The organism is Marinobacter sp. NSM (genome assembly GCF_052380025.1).
Lineage (GTDB): Bacteria > Pseudomonadota > Gammaproteobacteria > Pseudomonadales > Oleiphilaceae > Marinobacter.
Genome location: NZ_JBQTCK010000004.1, coordinates 257,442 through 271,247, shown reverse-complemented (window position 1 = coordinate 271,247; position 13,806 = coordinate 257,442). Strand labels below are relative to the sequence as shown.

Here is a 13,806-nt window from a genome sequence, read left to right as displayed (position 1 = left end):
CCGGAACCTCAGACGTTGTTCCGCAGCCCCAGCTCATCCGGGTAGGGCGTCAGGTACTTCTGGGTATGCAAATAATCTACTGGCTCCTTGCGCTGGGCCAGGCGCAGCAATGTCATTGGCACCACCAGCGGAATCTCGCCGCGCCGGTAGGCTTCAATCTGCTCCAGCAGAACGGCTTTTTCCTCCGACGACATTCCTTCTTTCAGGTAACCCAGCAGATGCTGCATGGCATTCACGTGAGAACCCCGGCTTACGCGCTGGGTCATGGCTTCCATAAAACCGTGAATGTAGCGGTCCGCAATCTGTGCCAGTGGCTCGGCTTTCAGGTCCGCCAGCATTGGGCCAAGCTGGCGGTAGATTTTTTCAGAGTGGGCCAGCAACGTGAACTTGTGGCGTTGATGGAACTCCAGCAGTGACTGCTTGGTGAGCTTGTCGCCGGCCACGTTCTGCATCCAGTCGTCGTAGGAGAATACCCGCTCAATAAAGTTCTCCCGCAACATGTCATCGTGCAGGCGGCCTTCTTCCTCGACCGGCATCAACGGGTAGGCTTTCATCAGGGCTTCGGCAAACATGCCGCGGCCATCCCGGTGCATGAATGCGCCTTCCGCGTTATGGATCTTGATGCGCTCCATGCCGCAGCTGGGAGATTTCGCCATCAGAATGTAGCCACGCAGGTTGGCGAGCGAGGGCATCACCTCGGCAATGAAATTCTGCATGCCTTCGGTGTGATCTTTCGTGCCTTTACTTTCAACCAGGCGAAGACCGTCTTCGTGTTCGCGCAGGTGAATGGCCGGGCGGGGCACACCCAGGCCGGCCTCCAGTTCCGGGCAGATAGAGCGGAACTCAAAATGCTTCGCCAGCACCTGGGTACAATATCGGGAATGCTTGTGGCCACCGTCGTGGCGGACTTCCTTGCCGAGCAGGCAAGTGCTAATGCCAACAGGAATACCGGTCACTAAAACTCTCCAGCCGTTGGATGATCGGGTACTACACCACTATACGTGCTGTGAGTATAGCCCGATCAAGTCAGGGCAGAGTGTTCATCCGGGCAATTGCGGAGCCGTCAGTGGCCGTACACCATCATGGTGGTGTCGCTGATGACAAAATCCGTGAACTGAACCGAGCCAATGCTGGTGCCACCCACCTTGAACACCGGCATGTCGATGTCGGCCCGGAACTCCACCTCATGGATCGACAGGCCTTCCTTGCCAGAGGTCGCCCCGGTGCCGCGAGACAATTTGGCGGTGGCGTGGGCCATGCCGAAATGGCCGAGGGTGTCGTTGCCCCTGCGGTTATGAATCTGCAGGCCTTCAATGCCCACGGCGGCGAAGTTGAAAATCAGGATTACATCGGCGGCATCCCAGTTCAGGCTGCCGTCTGTCACCTCAAAATGGGTGTCGAGCTGCAGTTCCGAGCCGGAGACGGTATTGCCATTGGCCAGGGTGCGGGTAGAGCTGCCACCGTTACGGATGACCAGATCCGTGGGGCCGATGTAGCCCTGGAGGTTAATGTCTGAAAACAGGTTGGTACTGCCATCCGTGCCGGAGTTGGTAATGCTGTCGATGGCCAGTTCAAAATCCACTGCTTGCAGGTAGTCGTCGAGGCTGGTTGGGTCGCCGTAATCGGTGGCGCCCAGGTGAATCACCAGATCACCGCTGTTGAACTGCTTGCCAAAACTGCCTGCCACGGAGTATGTCGCCAGGGCATCGGCGACGTCCGGATTGCTGGTGTCCAGCAGGCCCGCGTTGGCGCGCCGGGCAATCTCGGAAAAGCCGTGTTCCAGCACCTCTCCCTCACCGGCGATGTCGATGGTCAGCTTCAGGTTATCCAGTACGGTGTCGTTGTGGCCGGACAGCCGAAGGCCGTTAACGCTGAGCGAGCCTTCGTCGGTCCAGGTCAGCCGGTCGATGCTGAGCTTGGTTTCCAGCTCGATGGACACGCCAGCCTGGCCGGTAACGGCGGCCATGGAGGCATCATCCAGCGGGCGGAAATCCGCCAGAGCCGTCGCTGGCAGGAGTGAGATGGCGGCAATAGCGCCGGCCAGTGCGGATCTGCTGGTCAATGCAGTGTAAGAGAACATAAGGGCCCCGGATTCCGTTCGGCATTCTTGTTGTTATTCAGAGGCCTGAAGGCTCAGCGTTAGGCTCTCTGACGGGCCGCAGGGACAGCAGGACCAAGGCTGCGGTGGTTAATAGTTACACAGTGTTACTTTATGCCGGTGCCCTGGAAGGATCTGTGAGACTGATCACACCCTGAGCAGCAGATGATCGGTGCCTCAGCTCAGGGCCTGTCGAATCAGCTGTTTCTGGTGCTCGGCAAAGCCGCGAATCAGTGTCTGGGCTTTGTCGGCGTCTCTGGCCAGAACCGCCTGGGGGAGCTCAGAGAAAAACTGGCTGGTTTGGGCCAGCCCCTGGCGGTAGCGCTCGGCACTGAGATAGTAAGCGCGGCTGACCGCCGGCTTGAAGTTCGACAGGGCTTCTGTCAGGTATGGGTTGTCCACCACTTTGCAGCAGGCCTCCATCACCCCGAAGCTCGCCTCCACCACTGCGGTAATGTCGGTGGCCGGTTGCTTCACTTGTTCCACCACCTGGGCCACGGCATTCAGCATCATCTGCTTGTCGGATTCCTGCCAGCGCTCACACAGCCGGGCGGCCAGCATCATCAGCAGGTGCATGTACACGTCATACAGTTCCGAGGCGTAATCGGCATTCAGTTTGGTGGCTGAGGCGCCTTTGCGGGGGGTGATTTCCACCAGGTGCCAGCGCTCCAGGGTATACAAGGCTTCCTTCACCGATGCCCTGCTGACCTTGAGTTCGTTCGCCAGAGTGGCTTCCTGAATGCGCTCCCCGGGGCGGATCTGCCCGGTCATGATGCGTTCCGCCAAGTAGTTGGATATCTGCTCCGCCAGGGTGTTGGGCACCTGAAAATCCATAAGGGCTCTCTGAACAGGTTGAACGATCCGGCTGGCCAAAGAGGGCAGTACGCCGGCAGATGGTTGAACGCGCATGAGTTTATCACAGCCTTTTTATTGATGGATTCAGACCCGTGTAGGGCGGGTGTTTCGTGACAATTATCAAAAAATAACTAGGGTAGCGCTTGACGACTGATATATTGTAGGACAATAATGCAGAAAAAGTAAGGCTGAGATCCACATCCCGACACAACGTCCTACAACAAGGGGGGGCTACCATGAGCTCACGTCAGATCGCATTGCGCACCGAAGCCGGCCGCCGGCGGGTATTGATTACCCTGAAAAAATACAGCTACCTGATTGCCATGATTCCGCTGGTGCTTCCGCCGCTGCTGCTGGCAGCCGGTGAGAGCTCCGGCCTGGTGAACCTGTTCGCCTGGGGTGTGCCGGTGGTGGTGTTCGGCATCATTCCGGTGCTGGACATGATGCTCGGCAAAGACGCCCTGAACCCGGATGAGCAGGATGATGTGCCCCGGCTGAATCAGGAAAAGTTCTACAAGGTGATTACGCTCGGCTGGGTAGCCGCCTATGCCGTGTTACTGATCTGGAGCATGGTCACCCTGGCCTCCGGCGTATTCAGCGTTACCGGCGCCATTGGTTGGGTGGTGTCCATCGGTATTGTGGGCGGTTTGGGCATCAACGTTGCCCACGAGTTGATCCACAAAGATGGCAAGCTGGAACCCTGGGCCGGTGGCTTTCTGTTGTCACTGGTGTGCTACGCGGGCTTCAAGGTGGAGCACCTGCGGGGCCATCACGTGCATGTATCCACCCCGGAGGATGCCTCGTCCTCACGCTACAACCAGTCCCTGTACAACTTCTTGCCCCAGGCCTATGTGCGTAACTTCGCCAACGCCTGGAAGCTGGAGGCTGAGCGGCTCAAGCGCAAGGGCCAGGCGCCTCTAAGCTGGCGTAACGAGTTGATCTGGTGGTACGGCATCAGCCTGCTGGCCCTGGTGGCTTTCACGGTCGCGTTCGGCTGGTTGGGCGCGGCCTTCTTCCTGGGCCAGAGCTTCATCGCCTTTACCCTGCTGGAGATTGTGAACTACCTGGAACACTACGGCCTGCACCGTCGCAAGCTGGACAACGGCCGCTACGAGCGAACCACTCCGGAACACAGCTGGAACAGCAATTACTTCCTGACCAACGTGTTCCTGTTCCAGCTGCAGCGCCACAGTGACCACCACGCCTTTGCCAAGCGTCGTTACCAGGTGCTGCGCCACCACGACATCGCACCGCAGCTGCCCGCTGGTTACGCCGCCATGGTGGTGCTGGCCTGCATCCCGCCACTCTGGCGCAAGGTAATGAACCCAAGGGTAGAAGCCTACTATCAGGGTGAAGAGCACCAGCTGACTTCCTGACAGTCCTTTCATGGCCCCGGTCTGCACGGCCGGGGCACTACAGCCTTCAGAGTGTCTCTGGAGAATGCCGGGGTAATACCCGGCCTTGAAGCCCCGTGAATGCGTCTCTGGTTCACGGGGTCTTTTTTTGTGCCCTTGAAATCCGGGGCGAGGGCACACAGGTTTACAGGCTGAACCCTCAATCCGATAAGGACACTCGACATGCCCAAGCATTTCGAACAGGCACCGGGCCTTTACGACGCCCCGGTTCCCGAGACCGAAGGCTACGTTTTCAACCAGACCATGATGCGCATCAAAGAGCCCGAGCGCTCCATGGACTTTTACACCCGCGTGATGGGCATGCGCCTGGTGCGCAAGCTCGACTTCCCGGAAATGAAGTTCACCCTGTATTTCCTGGGATACCTGGACGACAAACAGGCGCAGCTCGTACCAAACGATGACGCCCACCGCACCACCTTCACCTTTGGCCGGGAAGCGATGCTGGAACTGACCCACAACTGGGGCACGGAAGACGACGCTGATTTTGCCTACCACAACGGCAACGACCAGCCCCAGGGCTTTGGTCACATTGGTGTGGCCGTGCCAGATGTGTACGCTGCCTGCGAGCGCTTTGAGAAACTGGGCGTGGAGTTTGTGAAGAAGCCGGACGACGGCAAGATGAAAGGCCTGGCCTTTATCAAAGACCCGGATGGCTACTGGATTGAAATTCTGCAGCCCAACATGCTGGAAAAACAGCGCAAGTAAGGCTGGCCTGACACAGCCCCGGCTTCAGTCTGAGCGACTGTTGCCGGGGGCATTGCCGTAACGGGAAGCCACAATAACCGCAATGGTCAGTATCAGCGCCCCGGTGATGCCGATGGGCCCCAGGACCTCCCCCAGAATCAGCCAGGCCAGAAGTGCCACAAACAACGGTTCCAGCGTGACAATAATGCTGGAAAGCGTTGCCAGAGTGGTCTTCATCCCCGCGAAGAAACACAGGTAGCCAATACAGGTTGGCACCACGCCGATGTACAGCACCATCAACCAGTGCGACAGCCCCAGGCTGGCCAGCCCGGCAAAGCCACCGGTAAGCGCCACTATCGGCAATAACAGAAGGGCGGCGGTCAGAAAGCAGATAAAGGCTGTGGTGAACACCGGTGTGCCGGCGGAATTGTAGCGACTGGTGAGAGTAAAGCCGGTGTATACGGCGGCGGCAAGCAACGCCATCAGAATGCCCGCAAGCCGCAAGGTACCGGCCGTGTCCATATCACTGGCCACCAGCATGCCAGTGCCGAGGATGGCCGCAAACGCCGCCGCCAGGGTCAGCGGGCCGGGCTTCTCGCCTAACATGGGTGCCGCCAGAATGGCCACCAGAACCGGCGGCAGGCACAGTGAGATGAGCGTAGCAATACCGGCCCCGGTCAAATCCACTGCCACCAGATAACTGCCCTGATAAAACGCCTGGAACAACCCCATTGCCGCTAATGGCAATAGGGCCTTGGCGCTGAGCCCGCGCAATGAGCTACCGGCGACCTTCTGGCCGGGATGCTGTAATTCCAGCTGCTGCTGTTCCCGCCGCATCAGCAGGTAGAAAAACGGCAACGCAACCACCAGGCGCAATAGCGCAAGCGTAATGCCGGTCAACTCGGTGCCGGTAAACAGGAATTTGGCAACTATGCCAGTGGTGCCCCACAGCAGGGCCGCAAACGCGATGAGTAAAGCGCCATGAATCATGAAAGTGGCCAACGCAATGAATGTAAAGCCAAAAAGGGTAACAGTGGCTGGCAGTTGGCGCTATAGGGGAAAGAACGGGCAGCCAGGGCTGCCCGGAAGGCTTTAACGCTTACTCGGCAGACAGCCGATCAGCATTGCGCTCAACGGTCCGTGCGCCGATGCCTTTCACATTGGCCAGGTCTTCCACCGACTGGAAGGGGCCATTTTCACTGCGGTAAGCCACAATGGCCTCGGCCTTGCTCTCGCCAATGCCGTTCAGGGTGGCCAGCGTGGCAACGTCCGCCTGATTGATATTGATGGTGGCTGGCTGTTCAGCGTGGGCGAAGCCTGTGGCCAGGGAGAACAGCAGAACGAGGGTAGCCAGAATGCCTGTGTGTTTCATCGGAGAACTCCTTTTTAAAGACGTTGTTATGAGACGTCAGGAGTAACAAACCGTGGGTGTGGGTAATGGGGTGGAGCGATGAGAGAAACGTTAAAACGGTAGGCTGTGTAAGTGCACGGAACGGGACCACAGTCCGTGTAGTCCCCCAATTCCGTGGCTGACCCCTGCCTAATCCATCAGGCGCGCATCATCCTGAGCACTTCGTCCTTGCGTTCGTCCCTGTAAGCCCTGTTCCATCGGGCAACTCCGGTTAAGTGGAGTTTCCACCCCTGAGCCAACGTCCGTGCTGGCTTGTCATCCCTGACAATGCTCATTCTACGCCTGGCCGGATCATTAAGAATCGGACATCTGCCTGTTGGTGTGTGCGATATTTCCTACAGCGCTGTGAGATTGCCGGTGAACCTAAGTTAATTGTTTTATGGGGCTTTTCTGGGCAATTTCTTGCCCGCCACGATGGGCTTCGGCGGCCTCTTTTATCTTCTCCATGGTGATTTCCCGCACCGCTTTCTGGCTGGAGCGGATATGCCGGGTTAACCGGTCCGCGGCATCGGTGGCATGGCCGGTGCGCAGGGCTTCCAGAATCTGTGAGTGTTCTATATAGGTGGCATCCACCCGGTCGTCCCGCGTGAAATCCAGCCGACGGATAATCCGCAGGCGGTCGGTAATCTCCCGGTGTATACGGGTCATCTCCCGATTGCCTGCCGCGGCCACCAGATCACAGTGAAAGCTCTCGTCCAGCGCCCGCACGGTGCTGCCGACGGCCCGTTCGGAGGGGTGGTCCGGGTTCCAGATGGCAATCAGGGTGCGCAGGGTTTGAGGTTCTTCGGGCAGGGCGCAGATTTTGTGCATGGCGGCCCGCTCGAGGGTAATCCGCAAGTCGTAGAGTTCTTCTACCTGCTGAAAATCAAACGGCTTGACTTGCCAGCCGCTGCGGAACAGGACATCGACATAGCCTTCCCGCTGCAGCCGATACAGGGCCTCGCGCACCGGTGTCCGGCTGGCATTCAGTCGAGCACCCACGTCGCCCTCGCTGAATTTGTCTCCGGGAATCAGGCGGAACTCAAAAATATCGTCCTTCAGGGCTTCATAAACCCTGTCTGCCATGGAGGCTTTTCTTTTAGTGGTCGTTTTCATTTTCGGAGTTTGCCCTCTTTGGGGGTGTCCTCTTGTTTTGGAGTTTGGCGCTGGGCATGGGGGGCGGAGTGGCTTTTCAAAAGACGCCGTGAATACGTCCCTGTAGGCTTGAGTGCGACATCCCTGTCGCACACACTTTTGAAAAGCCACTCCGCCCCCCACCCCCGACTCCCCAAGCCTGCGAGAGGCGTTTGCCGAGAAGGTGGAGTTGGCGCGTCATTTCACACCCAATTTCAGTCAATCGTAATCACTTTTTCCAAGCCGCAATCACTGGAGCCAACCCGCACAGCGGCGATTTCGCCTAAACAGAAGGCCAGCACCAAAAGCGCCGATCTCCCAAACCCGAAACCAGCAACCAGCAACCGTAATCAAACTTCGATGCTAAGCAGGGGCTCCCCGGGAGTAACCGACTTCCCAGGCTCCACATGCATAGCACTGATGGTGCCAGACAGCGTCGCATTTACCTCGAACTCCATCTTCATAGCCTCTACGATCACCAACGGATCACCCTCCGCCACCGTATCCCCCGGCTTCACCAGGCACTTCCAGATATTGCCGGCAATCTCCGCGCTTACCAACTCCCCAAACCGCTCCAGGTCTGAGGTATCCGGTTTTGGCGGGGCCTTGGCCAGGCGGTCGAGTTCTTCGGCTTCGCTTTCCTTCCACAAAGCCACCTCTTTAGCGTAGGCCGTCTGCTGCAGTTTGCGGAACTCGGCAATGGAATTTTCGTTGGCGTCTAGGAAGACCTGGTGGGATTTCAGATCGAAGGTTTCCTCTTCGATCCTGATCTCCAGCTTGCCAGCGCGGAACTGGTCGCGCATTTCGGTCAATTCGTCTTCGGTGACCGGGTAGTAGCACACCTGGTCGAAGAACCGCAGCAGCCAGGGCGCGCCTTCGGCGAATTGTTTGTTTTTCAGGTATTTGTTCCAGATCGGCAGGGTGCGGCCTACCAGCTGGTAGCCGCCTGGGGAATCCATGCCGTAGATGCACATGTAGATGCCGCCGATGCCCACAGTACCTTCGGCGGTGTAGGTTCTGGCCGGGTTGTATTTGGAGGTGAGCAGTCGGTGCCTTGGGTCCAGGGGCACGGCGCAGGGGGCGCCGAGGTAGACGTCGCCCAGGCCCAGTACCAGGTAGCGGGCGGAGAAGAGTACGTCTTTTACGTCGTCCCGGCTGGGCAGGCCGTTGATGCGTTGCATGAAATCGACGTTGTTAGGCAGCCAGGGCGCGGTGTCGCGCACGGACTGGCGGTATTTCTCCACGGCTTCCAGGGTGGCGCTGTCTTCGAAGGCCATGGGCAGGTGGATGACCCGGCTGCGCACTTTCAGTTCGTCTGTGGGCGGCAGGGTGGCTTCCAGGTCCAGCAGGTAGGTCATCAGTGCTTCCTGGGACAGCAGGCGGGCGTCGTATCTCAGCTGCAGGGAGCGCACGCCGGGAGACAGTTCCAGCAGGCCGTTGGGTTGTACATCGGCGATGGCTTCCATCAAGGCGTGGATGCGCATTCGGGCGCCCAGATCCAGCACGTTGGCGCCGTATTCCAGCAGGATGTACTGGTCACCGGCCTGGCGGTAGGTGACTTCCGGGCGGCCGTCGGTTTCGTCCAGGTGCGCCAGGATGGTGGCAGACAAGCCATTCAATGGGGCCAGGTCAGGCGCCACCAGGGTCACTGCCGGCGGAGCCATCAGGCTCTTGATGGCCAGTTCCTGGCGTTCGGCCAGTTGTACTGCTGTGTCGTTATCAATGGCCACAAACCGGATGGTGTCGCCGGGTTTTACCTGGCCCACTTTCCACAACTCGGCCTTGGCGATGGTGACCGGGCACACGAAACCGCCCAGGCTGGGGCCGTCTTTGGTGAGGATAACCGGCATATCACCGGTAAAGTTGATGGAGCCGATGGCGTATTCGGTGTCGTGAATGTTGGACGGGTGCAGGCCTGCTTCGCCGCCGTCTTCTCGGGTGAACTCGGGTTTCGGGCCGTTCAGGCGAATGCCCAGGCGGTTGGAGTTGTAGTGCACTTCCCAGTCCTGCTCGAAGAACTTCTCAATGGATTTTTCCGAGAAGAAATCCGGGGCGCCGTGGGGGCCATAGAGCACGCCGATTTCCCAGTGGTTGGGGTAGTCCGGAATCAGGTCCGGGTCTGCCGGTGCGGGGTCGTGGGTTGGCCCCGGTGTGGTGCAGGCGGGCAATTCCAGCTGGCTGATGCCCAGCATGTCGCCCGGGCGCAGGGGGCGGCCGCCGTGGCCGCCGAACTGGCCCAGGGCGAAGGTGGAGCGGCTGCCCAGGTACACCGGCACATCAAAACCGCCACGTACCGCCAGATAGGTACGGCAGCCCTTGATGGCCTTGCCCACGGCTAACACCTGGCCGGCTTTGACGGTAATGGGTTTCCAGAATTCAACCGCTTTGCCGTCCAGGGTGGCATCCGTCAGTGCGCCAGTCAGCGCTACCACAGAGTCCTTGTGGAATTTCAGGCTGGGGCCGATCAGGGTGGCTTCCAGGCCGGCGGCGTCGTTGTGGTTGCCGACAATCCGGTTGGCGATGCGGAAGGCGTAGTCGTCCATGGGGCCACTGGGCGGTACACCGATGTTCCAGTAACCCACACGGCCGGGGTAGTCCTGCACCGTGGTGTAGGTGCCAGGTTTCAGCACCTCCGCCACCGACGGCTTGAACTCGAAGCTCTCCAAAGCGCGGGTGGAGACAATGCCATCCTCAAAACTTGTCTGGGCCACCACCTGGCGCAGGTAATCCAGGTTGGTGGCGATGCCCATGAGCCGGGTTTCCGACAATGCCGTGCGCAGTTTCGCAAGGGCATCGGCCCGGTCTTTGCCGTGCACAATCAACTTGGCGATCATCGGGTCGTAGTGGGCGGAGACTTCACTGCCGTTCTCCACCCAGGTATCTACCCGCACGCCGTCTTCCGGCCAGTACACATCGGTCAGTTCACCGGGGGAGGGCTGGAAATCTTTCAGCGGGTCTTCCGCGTAGATGCGCACTTCCATGGACGCGCCGTTAAGCTCCGGCTTGAAGTTCGCCAGGTCCGGGCTTTCGCCGGCGGCGATTTTCAGCATCCATTCGATCAGGTCCAGGCCGGTGACAGACTCGGTCACCGGGTGCTCTACCTGTAAGCGGGTGTTTACTTCCAGGAAATAGAATTCGTCCCGGTCGGCGTCGTAAATGTATTCCACGGTACCGGCAGAGCGGTAATTCACCGATTGCCCGAGCGACACCGCCGCATCCAGCATGGCCTGGCGGGTGGCCGCCGGCAGGTTGGGGGCTGGAGTTTCTTCCACTACCTTCTGGTTGCGCCGCTGCAGGGAACAATCCCGTTCGCCCAGGGCCACCACATTACCCTGGCCATCACCGAACATCTGCACTTCCACGTGGCGGGCACGGGCAATGAAGCGCTCCAGGAATACGCCGCTGTCGTTAAAGAAGCTCTGGCCCTGGCGGCGCACGGTTTCGAAGGCATCCCGCAGTTCGCTGTCGCTGTTGCAGCGGGTCAGGCCGATGCCCCCACCACCAGCGGTGCTTTTCAGCATCACCGGGTAGCCCAGGCGCTCGGCGGTTTGTAGAGCTTCGTCCAGGGTTTCCAGCAGGCCGCTGCCCGGAGCCAGGGGCACGCCGGCGGCTTCCGCCAGTTCCCGGGCCCGGTGTTTCAGACCGAATTCCCGCATCTGTTCCGGAGTCGGGCCGATGAACACAATGCCTTCGGCTTTGCAGGTTTCGGCGAAGTCGGCGTTTTCGGACAAAAAGCCGTAACCGGGAATGATGGCTTCGGCGCCGGTCTGCTTGGCCGCCGCCAGAATCTGGGCCTTGTCCAGGTAGGTTTCGCTTGCGCCTTTGCCCACCAATGCCACGGCTTCATCGGCGGTGGTGACGTGTAGGCTGTGGCGGTCTTCATGGGAGTGGACAGCCACGCTGCCGATGCCCAGGGCTTTCAGGGTGCGGATGGTGCGAACGGCGATTTCGCCTCGGTTGGCGATGAGGACTTTTTTGAACATGTTATAGAAACTCCTTGTAGGTGGATCAGGCCCGGTGCTGGGTGGGGTCAGACCCGCAGGGTCTGACCCCGATTCGCGACTTGGGTGGGTGGACCCGCGGGGGCTGACGCTGAATCGAATTAGTTGGCAGTGGCAGTTCCCGATTTGATAAACGCGCGCCAGCCGCCGAAGTCGGTGACGTCGCGGGCGCCGGTGAAGCCGTAGCCTTCGCAGATAAAGCCGTTCACCCAGCGGCCATCGGCCAGTTCGACGTTGCCGATGCCGAGGGGGGCAGGAATCAGGTCAACAAAGGAGCCGAACTCCGAGGCGGCCATTTCCCAGACTTCCAGCACGATTTCGGCACCGCCGTCTTCCACCCGCTTGAGGCCCGGTTTGGGCGGGGTGGTGTTGGGCAGGGCGAACAGGCGGTAGTTGGGGGTGGTGGTGGTTTGCTCCAGCAGCCGCGCTTTGCGTTCGGTGAGCTGGGTGTTCAGGGGCATGCCGGATAAATGGGCGCCCACCACCGCTACCTGAATGGTCGGAACGGCTGGTTGGTAAGTAACCACTTCCTCCGGGCGTGCTTTATCAGAGGCGCCCAGGGGTGTTGGGTGGGCGTTCAGCCACTGGCTGGCGAGGGTTTGCAGTTCCCGATCTTTCCAGGCGCCGCTTATCAACGTCACGCCGAAGGGCAGGCCGTCGTCCCGGAACCCGGCGGGCACCGCCAGGGCGCACAAATCCGCCAGGTTCACAAAATTGGTGTAGGTGCCCAGTTGGCTGTTCAGTGCGACCGGGTCAGCATTCACGGCTTCAATGGTGGGCGCGATGGGGGCAGTGGGCACCAGCAGGCCGTCCACTTCAGCCAGCAGCGTATCGATCTGCCGCAGCAATTCTTCCTTGCGGTACTGGGCGTTAAAGGTATCGGTGGCGGTGAAGTTCCCCGCCTTGCTGATGATTGAACGCACGGTCTCGTTCATATCGCTGGCGAGGTCTGCCATAAAGCCTTGCACCGCCGCGTGGCGCTCGGCCACCCATGGGCCTTCATAGAGCAGGGCGGCCAGTTCCAGCAGCGGGCTGAAATCCAGGGGCACGAGTTCCACGCCGGCGGTATCCAACTGGCGCCATTGGCTCAACGCGGTATTCCAGGCCGCTTCCGCCTGTTGGTCACCAAAGAACTCGGGTTGCTCGGGAATGGCCAGGCGCTGCACCGGGCCGGGGCGGCGAATGGCGGGCGCATCCAAAGGCAGGGCGCTGGGCGCTTTCCGGGAAAAGGCGTCGGCTTTATCAAAGCCCGCCATCACCTCAGCCACCCGTGCGGCATCGGCAATGGTCAGGCCGAACACCGATACACAATCCAGCGACCGGCAGGCCGGCACCACACCGTTGATACTGAACAGGCCCTTGGTGGGCTTTAACCCCACCAGGTTATTCAGGCCTGCCGGCACCCGGCCGGAGCCGGCGGTGTCGGTGCCCAGGGCAAAGGGCACCAGGCCCCGAGCCACCACCGAGGCAGAACCGGAGCTGGAACCGCCACTGACCACCTTCGGGTTAAAACTGTTGGGCACGGCACCGTAAGGGGACCGGGTGCCCACCAGCCCGGTGGCGAACTGGTCCAGGTTGGTTTTGCCAATCACCACCGCGCCGGCGGCTTTCAGTTGGCGCACCACCGTGGCGTCTTGTTCGGGGGTGTAGGCAAAGGCGGGGCAGGCGGCGGTGGTCTCAAAGCCGGCCACATCGATGTTGTCTTTCACCGCGAAGGGAATGCCGTAAAGCGGTAATTTTTCCAGATCACCGTCGACGCCCTCCAGCTTGTCAGCCAGTTCCGCCATGGCCTGGTGGAAACCCTCGCCGCTCAGCCGGGAGATCCAGGCGTTGTCGTTACTTTTCAGGTAATCCAGCAGTTTGCTGATCAGGGCTTCCGGCTCTGCCCCTTCTCTATAGGCCTGTTGCCAGTCTGTGATCGTCCATCCAAGGGAAGTTGGCATGGGATGTCGTCCTCATGTGTGGTCAAACTTGTATACATGAGCAATGGCAAGCGACGTGCCAGACATCCGAAAAAAGTAACTAATTCATTAAAAACAGTTGGTTAATGGTTTTTGCATGATGATTGGGCAAAACCGGCATGCACCAGCAAGGCGCAGAATCACACCAGAAGGCACCAAAATCAGGCCTTAAACCGGGTAAATAACGGGCGTTAGCGGCGAGTCGATAGCTTGTATACTAGATAAATTGTTGTTGTGTAATGCTTTTTGTAAGAGTTGGAACGGCAGA

The 13,806-nt window shown here is 59.6% G+C and carries 10 protein-coding genes; 2 read left to right on the top strand and 8 right to left on the bottom strand.

Going from position 1 to position 13,806, the window contains the following annotated elements:
- Positions 1–8 precede the first annotated feature (8 nt).
- The 3 genes from ACTZWX_RS11685 to ACTZWX_RS11675 form a co-directional block, all read right to left on the bottom strand.
- On the bottom strand, positions 9–956 hold the full coding sequence (locus tag ACTZWX_RS11685; RefSeq protein WP_444714074.1) for a YbgA family protein: 948 nt from the start codon (positions 954–956) through the stop codon (positions 9–11).
- 107 nt (positions 957–1,063) lie between these two features.
- Positions 1,064–2,080, bottom strand: a complete 1,017-nt coding sequence (locus tag ACTZWX_RS11680) for a DUF6160 family protein (protein ID WP_444714073.1) — start codon at positions 2,078–2,080, stop codon at positions 1,064–1,066.
- Positions 2,081–2,275: 195 nt separating this feature from the next.
- Positions 2,276–2,932 (bottom strand): GntR family transcriptional regulator, encoded by a 657-nt coding sequence (locus tag ACTZWX_RS11675; RefSeq protein WP_444714072.1) that lies wholly within the window; start codon positions 2,930–2,932, stop codon positions 2,276–2,278.
- 257 nt (positions 2,933–3,189) lie between these two features.
- Here ACTZWX_RS11675 and ACTZWX_RS11670 point away from each other — a divergent pair, with 257 nt between their 5' ends.
- Together ACTZWX_RS11670 and gloA are read left to right on the top strand one after the other, a co-directional pair.
- Positions 3,190–4,329: an alkane 1-monooxygenase gene (locus ACTZWX_RS11670; protein WP_444714071.1), complete on the top strand. Its 1,140-nt coding sequence runs from the start codon at positions 3,190–3,192 to the stop codon at positions 4,327–4,329.
- A 201-nt stretch (positions 4,330–4,530) separates the two neighbouring features.
- Positions 4,531–5,073 (top strand): lactoylglutathione lyase, encoded by a 543-nt coding sequence (gene gloA / locus ACTZWX_RS11665; protein WP_431474033.1) that lies wholly within the window; start codon positions 4,531–4,533, stop codon positions 5,071–5,073.
- A gap of 24 nt (positions 5,074–5,097) precedes the next feature.
- On the opposite strand, the gene ACTZWX_RS11660 is transcribed toward gloA, so the two are convergent.
- The 5 genes from ACTZWX_RS11660 to atzF all read right to left on the bottom strand — a co-directional run bounded on the left by ACTZWX_RS11660 (position 5,098) and on the right by atzF (position 13,520).
- On the bottom strand, positions 5,098–6,042 hold the full coding sequence (locus tag ACTZWX_RS11660) for a DMT family transporter (RefSeq protein WP_444714070.1): 945 nt from the start codon (positions 6,040–6,042) through the stop codon (positions 5,098–5,100).
- 109 nt (positions 6,043–6,151) lie between these two features.
- Positions 6,152–6,424, bottom strand: a complete 273-nt coding sequence (locus ACTZWX_RS11655; RefSeq protein ID WP_061332622.1) for a ComEA family DNA-binding protein — start codon at positions 6,422–6,424, stop codon at positions 6,152–6,154.
- A 402-nt stretch (positions 6,425–6,826) separates the two neighbouring features.
- On the bottom strand, positions 6,827–7,528 hold the full coding sequence (locus tag ACTZWX_RS11650; RefSeq protein WP_444714069.1) for a GntR family transcriptional regulator: 702 nt from the start codon (positions 7,526–7,528) through the stop codon (positions 6,827–6,829).
- Positions 7,529–7,926: 398 nt separating this feature from the next.
- Positions 7,927–11,559 (bottom strand): urea carboxylase, encoded by a 3,633-nt coding sequence (uca, locus tag ACTZWX_RS11645; protein WP_444714068.1) that lies wholly within the window; start codon positions 11,557–11,559, stop codon positions 7,927–7,929.
- A gap of 119 nt (positions 11,560–11,678) precedes the next feature.
- Positions 11,679–13,520, bottom strand: a complete 1,842-nt coding sequence (gene atzF, locus ACTZWX_RS11640) for an allophanate hydrolase (RefSeq protein WP_444714067.1) — start codon at positions 13,518–13,520, stop codon at positions 11,679–11,681.
- Between the last annotated feature and the right edge of the window lie 286 nt (positions 13,521–13,806).

What these genes read in the sequence shown, in the direction of transcription:
- ACTZWX_RS11680 (WP_444714073.1), bottom strand. Translation starts at nt 2,080, where the DNA reads ATGTTCTCTTACACTGCATTGACCAGCAGATCCGCACTGGCCGGCGCT.
- ACTZWX_RS11675 (WP_444714072.1), bottom strand. Translation starts at nt 2,932, where the DNA reads ATGGATTTTCAGGTGCCCAACACCCTGGCGGAGCAGATATCCAACTAC.
- ACTZWX_RS11670 (WP_444714071.1), top strand. Translation starts at nt 3,190, where the DNA reads ATGAGCTCACGTCAGATCGCATTGCGCACCGAAGCCGGCCGCCGGCGG.
- gloA (WP_431474033.1), top strand. Translation starts at nt 4,531, where the DNA reads ATGCCCAAGCATTTCGAACAGGCACCGGGCCTTTACGACGCCCCGGTT.
- ACTZWX_RS11660 (WP_444714070.1), bottom strand. Translation starts at nt 6,042, where the DNA reads ATGATTCATGGCGCTTTACTCATCGCGTTTGCGGCCCTGCTGTGGGGC.
- ACTZWX_RS11655 (WP_061332622.1), bottom strand. Translation starts at nt 6,424, where the DNA reads ATGAAACACACAGGCATTCTGGCTACCCTCGTTCTGCTGTTCTCCCTG.
- ACTZWX_RS11650 (WP_444714069.1), bottom strand. Translation starts at nt 7,528, where the DNA reads ATGGCAGACAGGGTTTATGAAGCCCTGAAGGACGATATTTTTGAGTTC.
- uca (WP_444714068.1), bottom strand. Translation starts at nt 11,559, where the DNA reads ATGTTCAAAAAAGTCCTCATCGCCAACCGAGGCGAAATCGCCGTTCGC.
- atzF (WP_444714067.1), bottom strand. Translation starts at nt 13,520, where the DNA reads ATGCCAACTTCCCTTGGATGGACGATCACAGACTGGCAACAGGCCTAT.